The sequence below is a fragment of the Chryseobacterium oranimense genome, from assembly GCF_900129755.1.
Classification (GTDB): Bacteria; Bacteroidota; Bacteroidia; order Flavobacteriales; family Weeksellaceae; genus Chryseobacterium; species Chryseobacterium oranimense.
Genome location: NZ_FQWT01000003.1, coordinates 170,025 through 191,243, shown reverse-complemented (window position 1 = coordinate 191,243; position 21,219 = coordinate 170,025). Strand labels below are relative to the sequence as shown.

The following is a 21,219-nucleotide window of genomic DNA, read 5'->3' as shown; positions in this document are numbered from 1 at the left end:
TTACCGGGCAGTCCTTATTTATTTTAAACTTAAAAGCCGATACGGCTTATATTTCGTGAATCTCGGAATCTGTAAAAACATAGAATTTTCCACCTTTAGGAATATTTTTAGTATCCAGACCTGTAAATTCACTGAAGGCAGGAAGCAGCAGCTGATCTTTGGTCTGAACAAAACACGGCAGTCTGATACTTTTTACCGCCGAATTCAGGACAACACCGGGATGAATATGGCCTGTGATCTGGAATTCGGTAAGGTTTTTATCAAAATCATGTACAAAAGTAAAACCATCAATGGTGAGAGATTCAGATTTAAAATTCAGGCACAGTTTTTTTTCCAATGCTGCTGATAAACGGTCATGATTCCCTTTAATAAGGCAGAACTGGAGGTCCGGATACTGATTTCTCCAGCTGCAGAATTCATCCACATCAGAATTATCCCCTGCATGAAGCAGATCTCCAACTACAATAAATTTTTCCGGCTGAAAATATTCAATAAGTACCGAAAGCCTTTCCAGGTCACTTTTCATGATATGATTGGCCAGTGCAATTCCGTTTTTCCGGAAATGGGCGGTTTTTCCAATATGAAGATCGGATAAAATCAAGGCCTTTTCTTTTTTCCAAAAAGCTGCCCGCTGATTGGTTAAGGTGAAAATTTCGCTGTTAAGAGTGATATTTTTAGTGGCAATATTCAATTTTTCTAGTATAGCTTTTTTATTTTATCTGTTTTAACTACTCCGTCTTTTTGCTTTGCAAAAATCCACCCCTTCAGGGAAGTGGAACGGGATCGAGAAAGGTTGGACGGAAATACTTTGAGTTTGAAAGCTGAAAATTAATTTCTCAGCCGTTTTTCCTCGCCTGTTCTACCATTTTCCTGATTCTTGTATCCAGGCTTTCACTTGAAAGGGTTTGCCTTAAGCTGTCTACCTTGATCGGAAAACTCAGGGGTGTAAAGGTATGGGAATATTTTAAAATGATTTTTGATTTTTCTATTCTTCTGAATGCTTCCACGAGACGCTGTTCCTGAAGCTGCATATTGAAAACTTCGGTATACGCCTGTCTTACAAGGAAATGATTGGGATCATAATCTTCCAATACTTTAAAAATAAGGCCTGCAGAGCTTTGAAGGGATTTATTGGAGCGCTGTTTTCCTGCATAATTCTGGATGACCATTCCTGAGATTACTGCAATATCCCGGAATTTCCTCCGTGCCATTTCTGCGGAATTGATGCTGGCTATCACATCATTCATCAGGTTTTCACGGGTCAGGATTTTATCCAGATTCTCTTCGTTTAAGGGGATTTCCTTATCACTGAACAGTTCGAAACCATAGTCGTTCATCGCCATGGAAAAGGAAATAGGAGCCAGTTTTGAGACACGATAGGCAATCAGCGCAGCCATTACTTCATGTACGAGGCGTCCTTCAAACGGATACATGAAAAGATGATAGCCTTCACGGTTTTTGATCAGCTCTACAAGAAATTCATCATCTTTGGGGATATGGGAATTTTTTTCCTGGCTGGCTAATAAGGGATGTAAAAATTTGAGTTCTTTTTCTGAAGCTTTAGGATTTAAGGCATGGGAAAGTTTTTCTCTTAAAAAATGTCCTAAATTTGAACTTAAAGGAAGTCGTCCGCCCAGATAGCTTGGCGCCATTGCTTTTCCTTTTGCTGCCCGGACATACACGGTCATATCTTTGATCATCGCTACTTCAAGTGTTCTTCCTGCCAGAATGAATTTTTCTTCTTTTTTCAATTTTGAAATAAAATATTCTTCTACCATTCCGATATAGCCGCCGGAGATAAATTTTACTTTCAGCATGGCATCGCTTACAATAACTCCCATATTCATGCGGTGAAGCATGGCGATTTTCCTGGAGGTTACTTTATAAAGACCATCTTCCATAATGACGATCTTATGAAATTCTTCATAGCTCTTTAAAACACTTCCGCCAATGGTGAGGAAATCAAGGATACTTTTCCATTCTTCACCGGTCATTTCCTGAAAAGCGAATACTTTTTTAATCCTTTCAAATGTTTCTTCAGGGTAAAAGCCGTCTCCCACAGCTAAAGTCATCAGAAACTGCACCAATACATCAAAGCATAAAACCTGGGGTTCCCGGGGTTCTATCACTTTCTGTTTTACAGCTTCCTTGAGTGCTGCTACTTCGATCAGCTCGAGAGAATGGGTCGGGACACAATAAATTTTAGAGGTCTCAAAAGGAGAGTGTCCGCTTCGTCCTGCGCGCTGAAGAAATCTGGCGACCCCTTTTGCCGATCCGATCTGAATAACGGTATCTACAGGTTTAAAATCGATTCCAAGATCTAACGAGGAGGTTGATACAACAGCTTTGAGTTTTCCGGCACTTAAATTTTCTTCGATCCAGATCCGGAGATGGGCATCAATAGAGCTGTGATGAATGGCAATCTGGCCTGCAAAATCAGGATAAGCATCCAACAGGAGCTGGTACCACATTTCACTCTGGCTTCGTGTATTGGTGAAAACAATAGTGGATTTGGAATCGAGGATGATAGGGACTATTTTATCGGCTAATTTGGCACCCAAATGCCCGGCCCAGGGAAGTATTTCGAGCTCATCGGGAATAACCGGAAGAATATCTATTTTTTTATGTTCTTTAGCCGTTATTTTTGTTTTTTTAATGTCGTAGGGAATCAGGACATCCATTGCCTCATCCAGGTTTCCAATGGTTGCTGTGATGCCCCAAATTTTCATTTTCGGAACGTATTTTCTCAATTGTGAAATAGCCAGCTCAACCATAACTCCACGCTTTGAACCCAGCAATTCATGCCATTCATCAACTGCGATGCATTTCAGGTTTTGAAAGAAGCGGTCATGATTTTTCTGTCCTAAGAGCAGATGCAGACTTTCGGGAGTAACGACCAGAATTTCCGGCATATTACGGACCTGCTGCTGTCTGACTTTCGGATCTGTATCCCCGTTTCGTACACCAACCGTCCAATCTAAGCCAATTTCATCCATAGCTTCCTGCATGGCTTTGGCAATGTCTTTGGATAAAGAGCGCAGGGGAGTGATCCAGATCATTTTCAGCCCTTTTTTGTAGTTTTCAGGATGATTCATGAAATCTGAAATCAAAGCCAGGAAAACAGAAAATGTTTTTCCAAACCCGGTTGGTGCAATGACCATCCCGCTGTATCCGTTCCCGAATTTCTGCCATGTATCTACCTGGAATTTAAAAGGGGAAATGCCTTTATCAGCCATCCATTGCTGAATGACCTTAAACCCGTCTGTATTTTCAAATGCTTTCAAATTATTGGATCAGTTTTTTTATTTCTTCCAGATCATCTATTTCGGCTACAGTTTTATCTTTCCGCCACCTTACAATTCTTGGAAACCTTAAGGCAACGCCACTTTTATGCCTGCTGCTGAACCCTATGCCTTCAAAGGCTATTTCAAAGACCAGCTCAGCTTTTACCGTACGGACAGGTCCGAACTTTTCAATGGCGTTCTTATTGACAAACTTACTGACTTCCATGATTTCTTTATCGGTAAGTCCGGAATAGGCTTTTGCAATGGTAACAAGACTATCACCATTTTTTACGGCGAATGTATAGTCTGTATAATAGGCACTTCTTCTTCCGCTTCCTTTCTGCGCATAAATTAAAACAGCATCAATCGTCAAAGGATTTACTTTCCACTTCCACCAGTCGCCTTTTTTCCTGCCGGAGTGGTAGATGGAGTTTTTCTGTTTCAGCATTAAGCCTTCGCTGTTAATGTCTCTTGATGCTTCTCTTATTGTATTGAGGTCATCCCATTTTTCAAAATTAATAACCTGAGAAAGCTTAATGTTTTGAGGAGCTTCATTCAGCAGTAATTCTTCAAGCATGGCCCGTCTGGCTGCCATTGATTTTTCACGGAGATCTGTTCCTTCAAGTTCCAGTAAGTCATAAACAAAAACTTCAATCGGAATATCTGCCAGCATTTTTTTGGTTAAAGTTTTCCTGTTTAATCTTTTTTGTAATTCATTAAAATTTAAAACATTAGAATCCTTTACCGCAAGTATTTCTCCATCTAAGACAAAGTTTCCTTTCATGGCCTGCACGGTCTCTTTTATTTCCGGAAACTGGTCTGTGATGAGTTCTTCACCCCTTGACCATATAAAGACTTCATCGTTTCTCCGGATAATCTGTCCACGGATTCCGTCCCATTTGTATTCCGTCTGCCAGTCTTCGGGATTTCCCAGTTCTTCGAGTTCTTTTTCCAGCGGATAAGCCAGGCAGAAAGGATAAGGCTTCGAATTATCGGGATTAACGTTTTCTGCCGAAATCAGTTCCTGAAATGTTACTTCGCCGGGCATCCATTTTCCCATCAGGCTGTGCATCAGCGTGCTGGATTCCTGGGATGAAAATCTGGTCAGTGCGTTGATGAGTGTTTTATCGGATACGCCTATGCGGAAACTTCCTCCCAGTAATTTATTAAATAAAAGACGTTCAGTGTAGTCCAGGCCGTTCCAGGATTTCAGGACAAATTCTTTTTTTTCGGTTTCCGATTTGTCTTTTAAATTAACAATATCCATCATCCATTGGGAAAGGGTACGGTCAATTTTTTCTGAAGGAGGCGGAAGGATCAACGAAATGGTTTCCCCGAGATCTCCTACCGAAGAATAACTCTCCTGAAACAGCCAGAAGGGCAGCTGCGCGATTTCCAGCGCCCATTCTTTCATGTAATTGGTATTCACATTCCTTTTAGGTCTTTTTCCTGTAAACAGGGCAATAAACCAAACTTTATCTTCATCCGGGGCGCGTTCCAGATAATCAATAATGGCATCTATTTTAGCATTGGTTTTATTGGTGGTTTCCAAAGCATTGATCAAATCAGCAAAATGTTTCATGGCTCAGGATTTTCAATAATTTCTTTTTCAGCTTCTTCCTCGTCTTCCCCGAACTGAGTCTGCACCACATCTGCTTTAATACCAATTTCATTCAAATATTTAGAAAAAATCTCAGTCTGACCATGGGTAACGTGTACCATTTCAGCTTCTGTAGCCTTTATAGCCTGCAGCAGGCCTTTCCAGTCGGCATGATCGCTCATCGCAAATCCTGCATCAGCACTCCGCCATCTTCTTGCCCCGCGTACCTGCATCCAGCCGGAGCAGATTGCTGTCGCTGCATCCGGAATTTTCCTGATGATATTGCTGTCTAAAAGTGCCGGCGGAACGATGACTATTTCATGGCGGACTTCTTTTGGATTCTCCTTGAAATCGGCAATTTTATAGTCCGGAAGATCAATTCCTACGGATTCAAAAGCTTCATTGAGCTTTCCGATGGAATAATGAACATAAATTTTACCCAAACCTTCCACCGCCTTCATAATACGCTGGGCTTTGCCTAAAGAATATCCTATAAATACAGATGTTTTTGCATTTTCCTGATTTTTAAGGACCCAGGTCTGAAGTTTTTTATTGAGATCCGCAACTTCCAGCCAGTTGTAAATAGGAAGTCCGAAAGTACTTTCAGTAACGAATTCATTGCATTTCACCAGTTCAAAAGGACTACTCAAACCGTCTTCCTGCACTTTATAATCGCCGGAAATAACGGTAACATATCCTTTATATTCTAACCTTATCTGGGCTGAGCCAATGATATGTCCCGCAGGATGCAGCGAAACCTTTACTCCGTTCATAATTATGATTTCACCGTATTCAACACCCTGGCATTCGATATCCGGGCCGATTCTCTGGTAAAGAATGGGTTTTGTATAATGATGGCAGAGATATTTCTTCATTCCCCAACGGGCATGGTCGGCATGGCCGTGTGTAATCACTGCCAGATCTACAGGTCTCCATGGATCAATATAAAATTTTCCCTGAGGACAGTAAATGCCTTTTTTTGTAAATGTTATCAGTTTCAATGGAAAATATTTTGATTTTCTATAAAACGTTACATTTTATAGAAGTTTGGTTATGTTTTAGCCTTCAAAAATCTAACCAATTGTACATTTTCTATGAAAATAATAAAGAGTTTGAAATTAAAATTTTAAAATCAATTTATTTTGTGTTTCATCTACCTATTCTCAATGAGAATCTCTCAACGAGCTTTAAATTCTGTTTTTATCATACATTTTAATGTTTTAAACAATATTGTTAAGCCTGAGGTGCTTCGCCATATAAACCTGTTTTATACAGAGCCTTCCAGCAATAAAACATTGAACTTTTCAGCAACAAATATCCTTCTGAAATCTATGAACTTTGTCCTGTAACAATAAAGAAAACAAAATGAGCAAAACAATTTTAATTACAGGCGCAGCAAGCGGTTTCGGAAAAATAGCCGCATTTGATCTGGCTAAAAAAGGCCACAAAGTGATCGCAACAGCACAGGTGTATCCACAGATGAGTGATTTAATCCGGGAAGCAGGCGAACAGGGAATAGATCTTACGGTTGATAAACTGGATGTAACGAATTCACAGGACATCAATTATATCCTTAAAAAATATGATATTGATATTCTGATCAGCAATGCCGGTATTATGGAAGGAGGTCCTATTGCCGAGCAGCCACTGGAGCTTATCCGTTCTATGTTCGATGTGAATGTTTTTGGCGGATTGCAGCTGGCACAAGGCTTTGTTAAAAAATTCATTGAACAAAAAAAGCCAGGAAAGATTGTGTTCACGACTTCAATGGGAGGATTATGGACGGTTCCGTATGTAGCAGCCTATTGCGCCTCAAAGCATGCTATGGAAGCTATTGCAGAGGGGTTAAAAACTGAGCTGGCACCGTTCAACATCAAAATTGCAACGTGTAATCCGGGCGTTTTTGGAACAGGATTTAATGACAGGGGAGTAGACTCCATTTTCAGATGGTATGATCCTGAAGTGAACTTTACTCCGGAATCTGCTTTTGACGGGGCAGCCGATTCTCTTGCCCACCAGCTGGATCCGCAGTCTATGGCAGAGGTGATTGTGAATGTAGCGCTGGATGACAATTCTAATTTCAGGAATGTACACCCTAAAGAAACGGAAGATTTTGTAAAACAATTACAGGCCGATGCATGGACTGCAAAAAGTTAAACAATGAGTATAACGTATAATCAGGCTGCAAAAGCGCTTCAGGCAGCCACAGAAAAAGCAAAATCCATCAATATTCCTGTAAGTATTGCCGTTGTGGATGCAGGAGGACATCTTGTGACGATGGCAAGACTGGACAGTGTTTACGGGGTTATCGATTTTGCAGTTAAGAAAGCAAAAACGGCAGTAATGTTCGGTGTCGACAGTGATATAATGGGGACAATCATTTCCGGAGCAGATATTCATGGATACGGCATGCTGAATTCCAATGAGGGACTTCTTACTATTGCAGGCGGAGTAGTCATCAAAGATGCTGAAGGAAAGATCATAGGGGCAATTGCATCTTCCGGTGGAACTCCCGAACAGGATAAAGAGATTGCAAAGGCAGGTGCTGCTGTTATGGCTTAAATTTCAGATATTTGCAGTATGGAAAAAACTTCGGAAATCATATTTGATAAACTGGTCTATTCCTGTTCGTTTGAAATGTACAGGGGGCACGAGGAATTTATTCCCGATCATTTTCTGGGCTATCAGCTGTCCGGTGAAACGCATGCGTTTCATGACAAAGGCAAAACTGTTATAAAGGAAAATACAGTAGTACTTGTCAGAAAAAATCAACTGATCCGAACGGTAAAACATCCTTCAAAGAATAAAAAGTACCAGTTTCTGTCCATAACTCTCGACCAGGAAACGCTCCGGCAGTATGCAGCAGAATATAAAATGATGCCATCCGAAAGATTTCCAGATAATGAAAGACTTTTTTTTGAGTCTGATGAATTTTTCAGCGGATATTTTACTTCACTGCTTCCGTATATTGATAAAACAAAAACAGCAACTTCCAGGCTGGCAGTTTTAAAGGTTAAAGAGGCAATAGAGCTGATTCTGCAAGCTAATCCTGATTTTAAAAACCTGCTTTTTGATTTTTCAGAACCGCATAAGATCGATCTTAAGGAGTTTATGAATAAGAATTTCAAATTCAATGTGCCGGTGGAAACGTTTGCCAGGCTTACAGGCCGCAGCCTTTCGGGTTTTAAGCGTGATTTTAATAAAGCTTTCAACATGACGCCTAAACAATGGCTTAAAGAAAAAAGACTGGAAGAAGCGTATTACCAGATCCGGCATAGGAATAAAAAGCCGTCTGATATTTATCTTGAACTGGGATTTGAAAACCTGTCTCATTTCTATTATTCATTTAAACAAAAGTTTGGTTTAACGACCAGCAAAGTTTAATAAAAACACAGATCTATAAAAAAGGAGCAGCTTACCGCTGCTCTTTTTATTTGATAACATGCTTAAAATGATAACCGATCATTGCAAGTGTCCGGAAAAGCAAAGTTTTAATATATTTGGGGTAACTATCTTAGATGATAATTCTGGTTTATAACTTATAGAATAAAATTCGTTTAATCCTGAAATTCATTTTATAGGTTGTTGACGAATACTAAATTTAGAAATGAAAAATTCAAACCTGGCAATTTCAGCAACACTTTTAGCGATTATATGTGTACAGGGAGGTGCTTCCATTGCCAAACAGCTCTTTCCTCTGATAGGCCCTATTGGGACCGTTAGTTTGAGGATCGGGCTTTCTGCTGTGTTGCTCATTTTGATTAACCGTCCGAAATTTTTGCAATTCACCGCACAAAAATGGAAGTACTGTGCAATGTATGGGATTGGTCTGGCAGCGATGAATCTCGTTTTCTACATGGCTATTCAAAGGATCCCGTTGGGGCTGGCGGTTACGGTAGAATTTGCGGGGCCTTTATTTTTGGCCATTGCTTTATCCCGGAAATTGCTGGACGTAGTATGGGCATTGCTGGCCTGTATTGGGATATTACTCATTGTTCCGTGGCAGAGCGATCATGTTGATCTGGTTGGACTTGGATTGGCTTTTCTTGCAGGAATGTTTTGGGCGGTATACATCGTCATGGGTGGAAAAGTGGCTAAAATTATGGATGGAAAAGATGCGGTTACCACCGGAATGGTATTCGCAAGTCTTGTTATCATCCCTTTTACCATATGGGACGGAGCTGTATTCAATCTTACGCCTTCTATTTTTGTAAAAGGTTTAGGAGTGGCTATTTTGTCTAGTGCGTTGCCGTTTTCACTGGAAATAATGGCATTGAAAAGACTTCCCGCAAAGACCTTCAGTATTCTGATGAGCCTGGAACCTGCATTTGCAGCTCTTTCGGGTTGGGTGTTTCTGGCGGAAGAACTGAGTTTTTTACAATGGATTTCAATTGGTTGCGTCATTGTGGCCAGTATAGGAACAACTGTTTTCAGTAAAGCAACGGCTCAGAATGAAATTGTTCAAAGTAAAGAATAAGCTTCTGCATAAAAAGGTGTATCATGGTATCATTTTTCAGGCTGATTTTTCAAATAATTAATAATCCCGATCACATCATCCTTACCAAAACCTTCATCGTGTGCAGATTGATAGGTTTCACTCAATACTTTGGATAAAGGAAAATCCGCACCTGCATCCTGAGCAAGCAGAATGTCCTTCAGCATGAGATCCAGAGCAAAAGCAGGCTCATATTGGTTTTTGATCAGCATGGGTGTTTTTACTTTGGTAGCGCCACTTCCGCTGGCACTTTCATTAATGATTTCCAGCATGGCTGTACGGTCGATTCCCAATTGATCTGCAAACAGAATGGTTTCCGCCAATCCCTGGTAGATCGCAGACAGGAAATAATTGATGGAAAGCTTCCCTGCAATTCCTTTTCCGTTTTCCCCTAAATGTTTCACTGCTTTTCCAAGCTTTTCAAGATATGGCATGGCCCGTGAAAGGTCTTTTTCTTCACCACCTGCCATAATGATCAGCGTTCCTTCTGCAGCAGGAACGGTACTTCCGGCTACCGGTGCATCGATGAAAGCTGCTTCCTTTATCTTAACGGCTCCACTTAGCTCTGCCGTGGCCTGTGGAGAGATGGTGCTCATATCTATAAAAAGTTTTCCCGCAATATCCGATTTAAGGATATCTTCGTAAACTGCTTTGGCGGCATGGTCATCGGTAAGCATCGTGAATATAATGCTGCTGTTCTTTACCAGATCAGAAATCTGGGTATAAACGGTTGATTTTTCCTTAAAATCTTTAGTTTTTTCAGATGATCTGTTGTACACTGAAAGCGGGAATCCTGCTTTTTCAAGATTTTTTGCCATAGGATGCCCCATATTTCCCAACCCGATAAATCCTATTTTCTCTTTCTGCATGCTTTATTTTTTTATTTTGATTAAACAATGGCTTTTAAACCGGAATATAAATTAGTTACACCAAAAAAGTAATTTCATAATGTAAGTCCGCTCTATTTGCATCAAAAAACCGACCAAAACCAGACTGTATTTTTACCATATTTTTTGTTGATTAACTTTTAAAACCCGGAAAACTTCCGGAAATTTGCAGCAAATAAAAATCAATGAAGATCATAGACGTCGAAAAATGGAACAGGAAAGAGCATTTTGAATTTTTCTCAAAAATGGACAGCCCGTACTTTGGCTTTACCACTGAAGTAGACTGTACAAAAGCTTATGCCTATGCAAAGGAAAACGGACATTCTTTTTTCGCGACCTATCTTCACCGGTCAATGGTTGCTGTAAATGCCGTAGACGAGCTGAAACTGCGTATTGTGGACAATCAGGTGGTTTTATATGATACCATTCATGCTGGCACTACAATAGGAAGGGCAGACGGGACTTTTGGTTTTGCTTTTATTCCTTTTTCAAGCGATTTTAATACATTCAATAGTATTATGCAGGAGGAAATAGAGGATGTACAGCGCACATCAGGAATCAGGATGAATAATGGCGAGCTTGGTAAAGATCTGATCCGGCATTCAACCATTCCATGGAATTCTTTCAGTGCACTGCTTCACCCTACGAACTATAATAACTCCGAATCTGTTCCGAAAATTACATTCGGGAAATTCAGCATCCGTGACGGTAAAAAGTTTCTTCCTGTTTCTGTCGAAGCTCATCACGGGCTGGCGGATGGAATTCATATTGCGAGATATCTGGAAGAATTTCAGAGGCAGCTTGATCAATAATAGTGAATTATAGACCATGCTTAAGACCTAAGAAATAAAAATTCACTAAAATTTTGTGTATGGAATAATATACTACCTAAAATCTTCAAAAACATTGATCGAGATCATAAAAAGCGAAATCTACATCTGCTACATTTGCTTAAGAATAAATAACAAATAATTAATTTCAGGGCATCATCATAAAATTATACGGATACACTGTTTACAGGATGGCGTGGTACATATGTGGTATTTTAATTCTGTAAAATTTTAATCATTTTTTCTTTCTTTGTTTGATTCAAAAAAATTGAAAGAATACCAGCTGGTGAAAATTTTTAAGTTTTAAAAATCCTAAAATATATTCGCCGATAAAATATAAATTGATGCATGCGACCTGAATCCTTCATATAGAACAGCTATTCATTTAGCTATTGAAGTAGAATTTGTACTGGGGCTAAACTTTATTATCAAGCGCCAGAAATAAGTAGAGATGAGAAAATATTATGAAAAACGAAAAACCACAATCTAATTTAGAAGATTTAAACCAAAAAAATGTAATGCAGGATGAGATTATAGCATTGGCTAAAGAAAATTCGCCACGCCTGCTGAATAAATTCAGATTAGTTTACCCTGATTTTTTTGATAAAATTGCTAAGGTATATCCCGGTCTCAAAAATTCTGAACTGATTTTTTGCATTTACCTTAAACTCAACTTTACCACCAAGGAAATCGCAACCTATACTTTCGTGACCCCAAAAGCCATTCAGAATAGGAAAAACAGGATACGGAAGAAACTTAATATCCCTTCCGACCTGGATATTTACAAATGGTTTAATGACCTTTAAATTTTTGTATCAGATTATATTTGGATCACTGCTTTATCCAGATCATGATAAAGCAGTATTTTCCATTTTTCCTCAGCGGCTTCTTTTTGCCATTTCAGTCTTAATTCCATTGCTCTTCTTCCGTCAAAATCACTTTTATATGCCAGGTGGTATCTGAGGTAAGATTCCTGCGGAAGATCATCTGCTCCGTAAAAAACAGTTTCCCCGTTTTCTCTGATCCAGAATACCTGCATGAAAGGAGTATGGCCGCCAACAACTTCAAAAGAGATCTCCTCACTGATATTTCCCCGATCATCATCCATCCATACAATATTCGGCAGAGTGATCAGTTTCTCCAAGGTGTTAAAATCAAAAGAAGGATTTCCTCTGTTTTCCATTGCAAAATCCAGTTCCCGTTTTTGAATATAAATTTTTGCATTGGGAAATACCGGTACAAAACCGTTTTCAGTTTCCTGAATACTGCCGTCAATATGGTCTTTGTGAAGATGGGAGAGAAGAAGTCTGGTAATCTGCTCAGGGTTGATATTTTCTTTTTCCAGTAGTTCAGAAATCACGGTTTTTCCTTCAGTATTTTTCCATCCGATACCGGCATCCATAAGAATATAGTCTTGTTCCGTAACGATCAGGAATGGCTGTACAGACATTTTGATTCCTTTAACCGTATCAAAATTTTCGTCCGTGAGCAGGGTAAAATCTTTCGTTTTGCTGGCAGAAAAATTGCCTTCTTTAAGCGGAATAATTTTCATTCTGCAAATTTCCCTAATATTTCCAAAACGCGAAAACCTTTTTTTCAATAGAATGCATTGGAAAAAACAATAATTTACCAGCTGTTCAGTCCGTTTTCCATAGCTTTGGCATAATTCTCTTCATCAAAAGAATAAAGGTCAGGGGCTTTATGAGCGCCGCCACGTCTTTGCTCATCAAGCTTTTTAAGGATTCCCAGGTTCTTTATTTTTCTGTAAAAATTTCCACGGTTCAGCGCTTTGCCCAGAACGGCTTCATACAGCTTCTGAAGTTCCGGAAGAGTGAACTTTTCCGGCAACAGATTTTTTCCGATAGGCTTTGTGGAAATTTCTTTTCTGAGGGTAAGCAGAGCCTTTTGAATGATCTCATAATGATCCATCCCGAATTCTATCTCCGGCAGTTTGCTTACGAAAACCCACTCGCAGGTCTCACTGAACTCATCCGGAATCAGGCGGAACATGGAGGGGCTGTATAATGCATAATATCCCACAGTAATAAAACGTTGTTTCTGGAAAAGTGTTTCATCGAAATCCTCAAAGTAAAATTCACTTCTGTTTTTCTTCCCGAATACTCCAAATTCTTCAAGATAAATATCAGTAATTCCTGATCTTTCCTTAAGGATTCTCTTGACAGCATCATCCAGATCCTCGTCTTTACCTACATAGCCGCCGGGAAGAAGCCATATCTTCCTGTAATTGGTTTTCAGAAGCAGAACCTTAAGCTCATTATGTTCAAATCCAAAAATAACGGGGTCAGCTGAAATATGGGGCAGAAAAGTCTTTTTTGCCTCAATTGACTGCTGTAAAAGCTGTTGTTTAGAGTCCATGGAACAAGTATGAATGTGTCTTTCTACAAATTTGCTAAAAAAAAATGAATTCCTGTTATAAATCCTTTTATATAAAGGTGTTTAGAATAAAACTGTTTAAATAATCCGAATAAAATAATATAATTGCAAAATATTAACAACTATTTTCCGTTAAAGTAAGCATATAACACAAGGCTTACTTTCTGTAAGCTCATTACTGACGAAAAAAATTCCCTATCCCTGACCTTAATTTATTATTTTTTTAGATTAAATGCCATAGTTGATTGAAAGAGGCCGTCTGCAATAGGCGGCCTCTTTTTAAATTCCCTATCTTTGCATTTCTTAAAATGAATTGCGATAGAACCTATTTATAAGATCATTCATAATTTCCAATTCAGGATACATCTTATTCATTAATTCTATTTTTACATTTGAAGTTAAACTTTTAATCTGACTATGCAGACGAGCAATATGAACGGTATTTCGAGAACAGTAATCTGGCTTATGGCCGTTATTTCTGGCCTGGTGGTAGCCAATAATTATTATAACCAACCCTTACTGGCCCTTATTTCTGACGATCTTCACATTTCCGAAAGCGCTGCTGGTAAAATTTCTGTGCTTACACAAATAGGCTATGCCTTAGGATTATTATTAATTGTTCCTTTGGGAGATAAGTTTTACCGCAAGAAATTAATTCTGGTCGATCTGTTTTTGGTTTTCGGTTCATTATTATGGATGACTTTTGCCAATCAATTATGGATGCTGTATGCTGCGAGTTTACTGATCGGGGTAACTTCAGTAATTCCTCAATTATTTATACCTATTGCTGCTGAACTGTCCTCTGATAAGGAAAAATCTTCCAATATTGGAACTGTGATGTCGGGATTATTATTAGGGATTCTTTTATCCAGATTTATAGGTGGAATAGTGGGTGATGTGTGGGGCTGGAGATCTATGTTTGGTATTGCAGCAGGCCTGATGGTTATTGTTTGGATAGCTGTGTACAAAATGCTTCCGGAAATGCAGCCTAATTTTAAGGGAACTTATAAGGAATTAATGCAGTCTGTTGCCCACCTGGCAAAAACGCAGCCTATATTACAGCTGGCTTCTTTCCGTGGGGCGATGGCCTTTGGGTCGATGTGCGCTTTGTTTACAACCCTGGTCTTTCATATGGAGAAACCACCTTTTAATGCAGGTTCTTCAGTGGTGGGAAGCTTCGGACTGGCTGGAGCTGTGGGAGCGTTGGCTGCTGCTAAAGTGGGAAAACTTCAGAAGTATCTGGATATCAACAGGATAATATTGTACTCATTATGCATTGTTGTCGGAAGCTGGGCTTTTACCTATTTTGCAGGTGAAACTTACTGGGGACTGATCATTGGAGTTATTTTGGTTGACCTTGGAGTGCAGTCCAGCCACATCATGAACCAAACCAATTATTTCTTAATTAAATCCAATGCAGTGAACCGTTTGAATACCGTTTACATGGTTTCTTATTTCATTGGCGGATCACTGGGAACATGGCTGGCATCTCTTGCCTGGCAGTATGCACAGTGGGGAGGAGTTTGCTTTGTAGGAGCCTCTTTCGGACTGCTTGCCATTGTAGCTCATGTTGTATTCAGCAATAAAGTAAACGCCTCCCAGTCTTAATTTTCAGCCTGTGCTTTTATATTTTTCTGAACTAAGCTTCTGTGCTTGGTTCCCCATTTTTCCAGATCTTCCCAGATCGGGATCAGTTCCCTGGCAATATCCGTGAGCTCATAATCTACTCTTGGCGGAACTTCAGCATGTACTGTTCTTTTTACCAATCCTTCTTTTTCCAGTTCCCTGAGCTGAAGGGTGAGCATTCTTTCGGTAATTCCGGAAATGCGGTCGCGGACTTCACTGAAGCGCAGCTTTCTTTCTTTTAACCTGTTTAAAATCAGAAGTTTCCACCTGCCTCCGATTTTGCAGACAGCATAAGACAAATCACATTCCTGTATGTACTTTTTATTGATGTTATTCGTTGAATTTTCCTTTATTTTTCCCATAGCTTACAAATTTGTTAGTACCGTACAATTAGCTGTATACAGTGCAAATGTAAGGTTTGAAAATTAATTTTGCACTCAGAAGCTGAAAATAAAACAGCAGTTCCGGAACAAGAGCGCTCAACGTTCCCTCAATAACATTCACGTAAAAAATAAAAGTAATGCAGTTAACAGAACCCATTAATCAGATTTTAAATCAATTAGAAAAGATACATTCCTTCAATGCCCAGAATCCGTTAGAGGATACCCGGAAATACCTTGAAACCATGTCACTTCAGCTTAGCAGAAAAAAAGAACCTGTTAGAATGATAGAAGAGCTGAATATTCCCCTGGAAAGTCATCAGATTCCGGTCCGGATTTACCGCCCAAACGGAAAGAATATTCAAAATTCATCCGCAATTATCTATATCCATGGAGGCTGGTTTATTGCCGGCGGTTTTGAAACCCACGATGCCGTAGTGCGGAAGCTGGCCAATAAAACAGGTTCAGTGGTAATCTTTGTAGATTATCGCCTGGCTCCCGAGCATCCTTTTCCTGCAGGTTTAAATGACTGCATAGATTCTGTAAAATGGATCGCCGACAACGCAGAATCTTTAGGAATTGATGCCCATCAGATCGGTATTATCGGGGACAGTGCCGGAGGTGCGCTTGCAACAGGTGTTTCTACCCAAATAGGAGAACTGCTGAAATTTCAGGTACTGATTTATCCTGCCGCAGATCATCAGCTCAATACAAAATCATGGGAAACGTATGAAACAGGCCCTGTTCTTAATAAAGAAGGCGGAATTCAGGCCTGGGAATGGTATTATCCTGAAAGCAGAGACAATCCCGATCCTTTAGCCGCTCCGATACTGATAAAAGATTTCAGAAATACACCGCCTACACTGGTTCTTATTGCAGAACATGATCCTTTAAGGGATGAAGGAGAAGAACTGGCATTACATATGAAAGAAGCAGGGATTTCTGTACATACGATTTTTTATAAAGATATGGTTCATGGCTTTATGCATATGGGAGAAGTTTTGAATGAGGTAGATCAGGCTGTGCATGAAATGGCGGAATTTGCCCATCAACATCTTGAAACTATTACAAAATAAAGATGAAAAAGTATGCATATATTGGTTGTCTGGGATTTATTGCAGTAATTACTACTGAATTTGGAGTGATAGGAATTCTGCCCCAGATTGCAGAACATTACCATATAGGAATAGATAAAGCAGGATGGCTTCTTAGCGCTTTTGCCCTGATTATTGCTGTAACAGGACCTTTTATGACTCTTTTAATGTCCGGGTTTGACAGAAGAAAGGTAATGCTGGCCGCTATTTCTATTTTTCTGTTTACAGCTGTTATTTCTGCCATGTCGCCGCCGTTCTGGCTTCTGATGCTGGTCCGGATACTTCCGGCATTTTTACAGCCTGTGTATATTGCAACGGCCTTATCTGTTGCAATATCCGGTTCAGAAAAGAAACAGGCTAACCAATTAATGGGAATTGTATTTATCGGGGTTGCCCTGGCTATGGTTACTACGGTTCCGTTTGCAACCTGGCTGGCCAGTGTTTGGTTCTGGGAATCATCTTTCATTGTTCAGGCGGCAGTAAGTACCCTGGCATTATGCATTATTTATTTTTTGCTTCCTGCAATGCCGGTAACAGAAAAGAAATCCTATAAAAGCCAGCTTAAAATTTTAACCAAACCTACCTTTGTTATCAGTACTTTGATGAATTTTTTCATGATTACCGCATGGTTTTCCACTTACAGCTATTTTGCAGATTATCTGAATAAAGCAAAGGGAATGGATAGTACAATGGTAAGCTATATGCTTTTTCTGTTCGGGATCATTGGTGTGTTTTCAAACTGGGTTGCAGGAAAAATGCTGAGCTGGAGTGTTCCGAAAACAACCGCCTTGTTTCTTTCCGGTACGGTCCTGATGCCTTTTCTACTGTATTTTTCAGGGAACAATATGACTATGAATATCATCAGCATTGCTATTTGGGGATTTTTGTATTCTCCCAGCTTCCAGAATGCATCTACCTATATGATTTCTTCAGTTCCTGATTCACTGGAGTTTGCCAATAGTCTGGCAACATCCTTCGGAAACCTGGGCGTGACTTTGGGTACAACTCTGGGAGGATGGATGATTGTCTTCAAAGGAGCAGCATATAATCCGTGGATAGGTTTGGCTTTCGGTATTCTTGCTTTTCTTATGATCATCCTGAGAAGTATTTTAGAGAAAAAAGCTGAAAAGGAAAAAATCATTCTTCCGTGTTCTTAATTATACTGTAACAAATTTTGTTACAATAATAAAATGCAGTACCTTTGATCTTTAAATAATTTCACCAGAATTAAAAAAAAGAAGAATGAAAATAGAAATATGGTCTGATGTCATGTGTCCGTTTTGCTACATCGGAAAGAATAATTTTGAACAGGCTCTTGAACAGCTTCCTTTTAAAGATGAAGTGGAAGTAGAGTGGAAGAGTTTCCAGTTAGATCCTACTTTGGACCCCTTAAAACCTCAGAATACAATTGAATATTTCAAAGAAAAGAAGGGATTTCCGGCAGAGCAGGCGGCCCAGATGATTGGTCAGGTGGCTCAGATGGGAAAGGGTGCCGGAATTGATTTTGACTTTGAAAAAGCTTTGATAATTAATACTTTCAATGCCCATAAGTTACTTCATCTGGCTAAAAAATATGGCAAGGCCAATGAAATGGAAGAGGCTCTTTTTAAAGCTCACTTTACAGATGGAAAAAATGTCGGGGATATTGAGGAACTCATTTCTCTTGCTGGCCATTTAGGAATTGATAAGGATGAAGCAAAACAGGCTTTAGTTTCAGACGAGTTCGATTATGAAATCAATCAGGATATCCAGGAAGCGAAGAATAATGGCATTTCCAGCGTTCCTTTCTTTGTATTGAACGGGAAATATGCGGTATCCGGAGCACAGCCGGCAGAGGTTTTTGCAGATGCTTTACAGCAGACCTATAAAGAAACAGTAAGCCCGTTTAAAGATCTTTCTCAGGGAGGCGCTTCATGTGATACGGATAACTGCAGTATTTAAATTATAAAAATCAGCTTTCTGATAACAATTTTGATAAACACCTCCATCCGAGGTGTTTTTTTCTTATTCCAGATCTTAATAAAGTAAAGAAGTTCATCCGTTTTATCTGTTCAATGCTTATTTTTGTTCAAATAATTGCATTCCATGATAAAAATAAACGCTGAATCTGAATATCCCGTTTCAGAAACCTTATTTGTCTTTGCTCTGGATTCAGAAGCAGGAAAAGCATTTGAAGGAAAAAATAAGCTGGTAACAGGAATCGGGAAAGTAAACGCAGCCATAGAGCTTACAAAAGAAATTCATACCAGAAAGCCAAAACTGATCATTAATCTCGGATCTGCCGGAAGTAAAAGCTTCAGTAAAGGCGAAGTGGTCTGCTGCACAAAGTTTATCCAGCGCGATATGGATGTAAGGGGATTGGGTTTCAGTCTTTATGAAACTCCCTTATCCGGAATTCCTCCTGTTCTGGAATACGGACTTGAAATGAACGGCCTGGAACAGGGAATATGTGGCAGTGGCGACAGTTTTGAAATGAACCATTCCGAAACGGATTACAACATTGTAGATATGGAGGCTTATCCGCTGGCTCTTATAGCTCAAAAAGAAAATATTCCGTTTTTATGCCTGAAATATATTTCAGATGATGCAGGAAGTGATGCCGCGGACGATTGGTCAGTGCAGGTACATCTGGCTTCCGAAGCGTTTAAAAAGATATTGTTTTCATAGCGCATTCAGACTCTGTTTTTTATTTGAATTTGAGACTGTCTGTCTTAAAACTTTAAAACATTAAAAAAACAGGAACAACAACAGAACTGAACATACCTCAAATAAAGGATCTGATTAATAAATTAAAATAATAAATACGCATTTATGTCATCAATAACAGTTTTGAAAGCAGGGATAAACGACCTTGAAACCATTCAGAATATTGGAATACAAACCTTTTCCGAGACTTTTTCCGAAAGCAATTCGGAGGAAGCTATGAAAAATTATCTCGAAAAAAGCTTCAGTACAGAAAAACTAAAGTCAGAATTGAATAATCCGGATTCCCATTTCTATATTGCATGGGAAGAAGATATCCCTGTAGGCTATCTTAAATTAAACTCCGGATCTGCACAAACAGAACTTCAGGATGAAACGGCTTTGGAAATAGAAAGAATTTATGTCAAAAAAAGCCACCACGGTCAGAAAGTAGGGCAGCTGCTGTATGATCAGGCTTTGGAAACAGCTCAAAATCTTAATAAAAATTATATCTGGCTGGGCGTATGGGAAAATAATTCAAGAGCTGTTAGGTTTTATGAGAAAAATGGTTTTGAAGTGTTTGGAAACCATACCTTCAGGTTGGGAGATGATGAACAGACCGACCTGATGATGAAGAAAATCCTGAAGTAACTAAAAATTAAATCAGAAGATTTTTAAACTTAATTTCTTAAGATAGCCATAATGGTTAAAAAACAATTTAATAAAAAATCCTTTTAAGCATGGGGCTTAAAAGGATTTTATAATTGAATAGTATCGAAATAATCTAAATATTTTCAAAGTTTTTGCCCAGATGTTCTTCAATCACAAAGAACGGATCTTCAGTAAGGGTGTGAGCTCTCATGTCCATCAAACTTACTTTGCTCATCATACGGAGCATAATTCTTCTTTCGCAGCGATATTCTATCCCGTCAATATTCCTTATCCCTGCTCGGAAAGCCGATCTTCCGTGAGCACATAAATGGTTATTAACCAATATAACATCCCCGGCCTGTGGCGTAAACCCTGAATAAATCAGATCTCTTGCCTCTTCCCAGAATTCATTCAGATGATGATGGGCTTCGTCACTTTGCCTGATGCTTGGATTGAACAACTGCTCTGCGGCATCAAATCTCATAAAAGGCAGTTCATAATTTCCATACAGAATGGCTTCCAGCACTTCTTCCTCATCGGTTCCTGTTTCAAGGTTGGCATCTTTCGGGATCTTGTACATCCTTTCGAAAAGAGGTCTGAATTTTTCTCCGATAGATTCATGGGATCGGATGGAATATAGGGTAGAAGGTACCTGCTCTTCATTTCTGATGTACATAAAGCTCAAAAAGTCAGCCTGATGTTTCAGGAAAGCATCCTCTGTATGGACATAAAGATCCGTTGATGATCCCGATCCTGTCTGTGTCTCACGCATTTTTTCGTCAGGAATAATGGCGTGCATCAATCCCCCGCCTTTACGCTGGGAATAGTACTGTACCGGCTTCGATGGAAGCGCTCCATGAAGCAATGCGCAGGCAAAACCATAGATATTGAATTTGGAGTAATCTGCAGACTGCCAGTTGGGAGGCGTAGTTCCGATGCTTTCCTGATCTATATCCATCAGTCCTCTGAACGCAATGGCTCCATATTGGTCTTTTGAAAAGTCACTGGCAAAATCAGCTGCTATATGTAGAAGTCTTTCCGGTAAAAAATAGGAGGCCAGTTGATGCACATGGGTAATAAAGTCACGGTTTTCATAGCTGCCGTATTTTCTCTGAAGATGCGCCGCTGCATCCTGTATCATTCTTCTTTCCTGCGAGGTGATTTCAATCACTCCGGGAAGCAGTTTTACCGTGGTAATACTGTTGTTATCTAAAATTTCTGGAGAATTCATTAAAAAAATATTTGGTGTGTGAATTAAATTTCTATATTTGTTTTTAATTATTCTAAATAACAATT

General features: G+C 39.4%; 21 protein-coding genes. 12 read left to right on the top strand and 9 right to left on the bottom strand.

All coding sequences use genetic code 11. The annotated features are described in order from the left end of the window. Positions 1 to 46: 46 nt before the first annotated feature. The 4 genes from pdeM to BUB03_RS11435 form a co-directional block, all read right to left on the bottom strand. Positions 47 to 691 carry a ligase-associated DNA damage response endonuclease PdeM gene (gene pdeM / locus BUB03_RS11450; protein ID WP_073063196.1) on the bottom strand — a complete coding sequence of 215 codons (645 nt, stop codon included), beginning with the start codon at positions 689 to 691 and terminating at the stop codon, positions 47 to 49. A 145-nt stretch (positions 692 to 836) separates the two neighbouring features. Continuing rightward, the gene (locus tag BUB03_RS11445; protein WP_139258827.1) at positions 837 to 3,284 is read right to left on the bottom strand and encodes a ligase-associated DNA damage response DEXH box helicase; all 2,448 of its coding nucleotides are present in this window, start codon (positions 3,282 to 3,284) and stop codon (positions 837 to 839) included. 1 nt (position 3,285) lies between these two features. Then, a complete protein-coding gene (locus BUB03_RS11440) occupies positions 3,286 to 4,866 on the bottom strand; it encodes an ATP-dependent DNA ligase (protein ID WP_073063193.1) in 1,581 nt (526 codons plus the stop codon). Continuing rightward, on the bottom strand, positions 4,863 to 5,885 hold the full coding sequence (locus BUB03_RS11435; protein ID WP_073063191.1) for a ligase-associated DNA damage response exonuclease: 1,023 nt from the start codon (positions 5,883 to 5,885) through the stop codon (positions 4,863 to 4,865). The genes BUB03_RS11440 and BUB03_RS11435 overlap by 4 nt, the downstream gene beginning before the upstream one ends. Before the next feature lie 364 nt (positions 5,886 to 6,249). Between BUB03_RS11435 and BUB03_RS11425 the strand changes: the two genes are divergently transcribed. The 4 genes from BUB03_RS11425 (at position 6,250) to BUB03_RS11410 (ending at position 9,361) form a co-directional block, all read left to right on the top strand. Further along, the gene (locus BUB03_RS11425; protein WP_073063186.1) at positions 6,250 to 7,041 is read left to right on the top strand and encodes an SDR family oxidoreductase; all 792 of its coding nucleotides are present in this window, start codon (positions 6,250 to 6,252) and stop codon (positions 7,039 to 7,041) included. Between the two features lie 3 nt (positions 7,042 to 7,044). Next, positions 7,045 to 7,446: a GlcG/HbpS family heme-binding protein gene (locus BUB03_RS11420; protein WP_073063184.1), complete on the top strand. Its 402-nt coding sequence runs from the start codon at positions 7,045 to 7,047 to the stop codon at positions 7,444 to 7,446. Between the two features lie 18 nt (positions 7,447 to 7,464). Next, complete coding sequence (locus BUB03_RS11415) at positions 7,465 to 8,268, top strand: helix-turn-helix domain-containing protein (protein WP_040995162.1); 804 nt, start codon at positions 7,465 to 7,467, stop codon at positions 8,266 to 8,268. A 223-nt stretch (positions 8,269 to 8,491) separates the two neighbouring features. Then, positions 8,492 to 9,361, top strand: a complete 870-nt coding sequence (locus tag BUB03_RS11410) for an EamA family transporter (protein WP_073063182.1) — start codon at positions 8,492 to 8,494, stop codon at positions 9,359 to 9,361. Between the two features lie 29 nt (positions 9,362 to 9,390). Here BUB03_RS11410 and BUB03_RS11405 read toward each other — a convergent pair whose 3' ends face one another. Beyond that, positions 9,391 to 10,248, bottom strand: coding sequence for an NAD(P)-dependent oxidoreductase (locus BUB03_RS11405; protein ID WP_073063180.1), 858 nt, complete (start codon positions 10,246 to 10,248; stop codon positions 9,391 to 9,393). 203 nt (positions 10,249 to 10,451) lie between these two features. Here BUB03_RS11405 and BUB03_RS11400 point away from each other — a divergent pair, with 203 nt between their 5' ends. Next, positions 10,452 to 11,078 carry a chloramphenicol acetyltransferase gene (locus BUB03_RS11400; RefSeq protein WP_073063178.1) on the top strand — a complete coding sequence of 209 codons (627 nt, stop codon included), beginning with the start codon at positions 10,452 to 10,454 and terminating at the stop codon, positions 11,076 to 11,078. A gap of 482 nt (positions 11,079 to 11,560) precedes the next feature. Further along, positions 11,561 to 11,902, top strand: coding sequence for a helix-turn-helix transcriptional regulator (locus BUB03_RS11395; protein ID WP_052352594.1), 342 nt, complete (start codon positions 11,561 to 11,563; stop codon positions 11,900 to 11,902). Positions 11,903 to 11,916: 14 nt separating this feature from the next. Here the strand turns inward: BUB03_RS11395 and BUB03_RS11390 are convergent, their stop codons facing one another. Together BUB03_RS11390 and BUB03_RS11385 are read right to left on the bottom strand one after the other, a co-directional pair. Continuing rightward, the gene (locus BUB03_RS11390; protein ID WP_040995155.1) at positions 11,917 to 12,648 is read right to left on the bottom strand and encodes an MBL fold metallo-hydrolase; all 732 of its coding nucleotides are present in this window, start codon (positions 12,646 to 12,648) and stop codon (positions 11,917 to 11,919) included. A 74-nt stretch (positions 12,649 to 12,722) separates the two neighbouring features. Next, the gene (locus BUB03_RS11385; protein WP_040995153.1) at positions 12,723 to 13,472 is read right to left on the bottom strand and encodes an NUDIX hydrolase; all 750 of its coding nucleotides are present in this window, start codon (positions 13,470 to 13,472) and stop codon (positions 12,723 to 12,725) included. 435 nt (positions 13,473 to 13,907) lie between these two features. On the opposite strand from BUB03_RS11385, the gene BUB03_RS11380 reads away from it, so the two are divergent. Further along, complete coding sequence (locus tag BUB03_RS11380; protein ID WP_040995151.1) at positions 13,908 to 15,098, top strand: MFS transporter; 1,191 nt, start codon at positions 13,908 to 13,910, stop codon at positions 15,096 to 15,098. Here the strand turns inward: BUB03_RS11380 and BUB03_RS11375 are convergent. Further along, entirely contained in the window at positions 15,095 to 15,478 is a 384-nt protein-coding gene (locus BUB03_RS11375; RefSeq protein WP_040995149.1) for a winged helix-turn-helix transcriptional regulator, read from the bottom strand. The genes BUB03_RS11380 and BUB03_RS11375 overlap by 4 nt on opposite strands. Before the next feature lie 158 nt (positions 15,479 to 15,636). On the opposite strand from BUB03_RS11375, the gene BUB03_RS11370 reads away from it, so the two are divergent. The 5 genes from BUB03_RS11370 (at position 15,637) to BUB03_RS11350 (ending at position 19,923) form a co-directional block, all read left to right on the top strand. After that, the gene (locus tag BUB03_RS11370) at positions 15,637 to 16,572 is read left to right on the top strand and encodes an alpha/beta hydrolase (protein WP_040995147.1); all 936 of its coding nucleotides are present in this window, start codon (positions 15,637 to 15,639) and stop codon (positions 16,570 to 16,572) included. 2 nt (positions 16,573 to 16,574) lie between these two features. Beyond that, the gene (locus BUB03_RS11365; protein WP_073063176.1) at positions 16,575 to 17,747 is read left to right on the top strand and encodes an MFS transporter; all 1,173 of its coding nucleotides are present in this window, start codon (positions 16,575 to 16,577) and stop codon (positions 17,745 to 17,747) included. Between the two features lie 85 nt (positions 17,748 to 17,832). Then, entirely contained in the window at positions 17,833 to 18,531 is a 699-nt protein-coding gene (locus tag BUB03_RS11360; RefSeq protein ID WP_073063174.1) for a DsbA family oxidoreductase, read from the top strand. Positions 18,532 to 18,675: 144 nt separating this feature from the next. Continuing rightward, positions 18,676 to 19,257, top strand: a complete 582-nt coding sequence (locus BUB03_RS11355) for a 5'-methylthioadenosine/S-adenosylhomocysteine nucleosidase family protein (RefSeq protein WP_040995143.1) — start codon at positions 18,676 to 18,678, stop codon at positions 19,255 to 19,257. A gap of 144 nt (positions 19,258 to 19,401) precedes the next feature. Beyond that, on the top strand, positions 19,402 to 19,923 hold the full coding sequence (locus tag BUB03_RS11350; protein WP_073063172.1) for a GNAT family N-acetyltransferase: 522 nt from the start codon (positions 19,402 to 19,404) through the stop codon (positions 19,921 to 19,923). 133 nt (positions 19,924 to 20,056) lie between these two features. On the opposite strand, the gene BUB03_RS11345 is transcribed toward BUB03_RS11350, so the two are convergent. Continuing rightward, a complete protein-coding gene (locus BUB03_RS11345) occupies positions 20,057 to 21,154 on the bottom strand; it encodes a TauD/TfdA family dioxygenase (RefSeq protein ID WP_073063169.1) in 1,098 nt (365 codons plus the stop codon). Positions 21,155 to 21,219 lie beyond the last annotated feature (65 nt).

Bases quoted from the DNA above. Each gene is read 5' to 3' on its own strand.
- BUB03_RS11440 (WP_073063193.1), bottom strand. From the start codon at position 4,866: ATGAAACATTTTGCTGATTTGATCAATGCTTTGGAAACCACCAATAAA.
- BUB03_RS11425 (WP_073063186.1), top strand. From the start codon at position 6,250: ATGAGCAAAACAATTTTAATTACAGGCGCAGCAAGCGGTTTCGGAAAA.
- BUB03_RS11420 (WP_073063184.1), top strand. From the start codon at position 7,045: ATGAGTATAACGTATAATCAGGCTGCAAAAGCGCTTCAGGCAGCCACA.
- BUB03_RS11415 (WP_040995162.1), top strand. From the start codon at position 7,465: ATGGAAAAAACTTCGGAAATCATATTTGATAAACTGGTCTATTCCTGT.
- BUB03_RS11410 (WP_073063182.1), top strand. From the start codon at position 8,492: ATGAAAAATTCAAACCTGGCAATTTCAGCAACACTTTTAGCGATTATA.
- BUB03_RS11405 (WP_073063180.1), bottom strand. From the start codon at position 10,248: ATGCAGAAAGAGAAAATAGGATTTATCGGGTTGGGAAATATGGGGCAT.
- BUB03_RS11400 (WP_073063178.1), top strand. From the start codon at position 10,452: ATGAAGATCATAGACGTCGAAAAATGGAACAGGAAAGAGCATTTTGAA.
- BUB03_RS11395 (WP_052352594.1), top strand. From the start codon at position 11,561: ATGAAAAACGAAAAACCACAATCTAATTTAGAAGATTTAAACCAAAAA.
- BUB03_RS11390 (WP_040995155.1), bottom strand. From the start codon at position 12,648: ATGAAAATTATTCCGCTTAAAGAAGGCAATTTTTCTGCCAGCAAAACG.
- BUB03_RS11385 (WP_040995153.1), bottom strand. From the start codon at position 13,472: ATGGACTCTAAACAACAGCTTTTACAGCAGTCAATTGAGGCAAAAAAG.
- BUB03_RS11380 (WP_040995151.1), top strand. From the start codon at position 13,908: ATGCAGACGAGCAATATGAACGGTATTTCGAGAACAGTAATCTGGCTT.
- BUB03_RS11375 (WP_040995149.1), bottom strand. From the start codon at position 15,478: ATGGGAAAAATAAAGGAAAATTCAACGAATAACATCAATAAAAAGTAC.
- BUB03_RS11370 (WP_040995147.1), top strand. From the start codon at position 15,637: ATGCAGTTAACAGAACCCATTAATCAGATTTTAAATCAATTAGAAAAG.
- BUB03_RS11365 (WP_073063176.1), top strand. From the start codon at position 16,575: ATGAAAAAGTATGCATATATTGGTTGTCTGGGATTTATTGCAGTAATT.
- BUB03_RS11360 (WP_073063174.1), top strand. From the start codon at position 17,833: ATGAAAATAGAAATATGGTCTGATGTCATGTGTCCGTTTTGCTACATC.
- BUB03_RS11355 (WP_040995143.1), top strand. From the start codon at position 18,676: ATGATAAAAATAAACGCTGAATCTGAATATCCCGTTTCAGAAACCTTA.
- BUB03_RS11350 (WP_073063172.1), top strand. From the start codon at position 19,402: ATGTCATCAATAACAGTTTTGAAAGCAGGGATAAACGACCTTGAAACC.
- BUB03_RS11345 (WP_073063169.1), bottom strand. From the start codon at position 21,154: ATGAATTCTCCAGAAATTTTAGATAACAACAGTATTACCACGGTAAAA.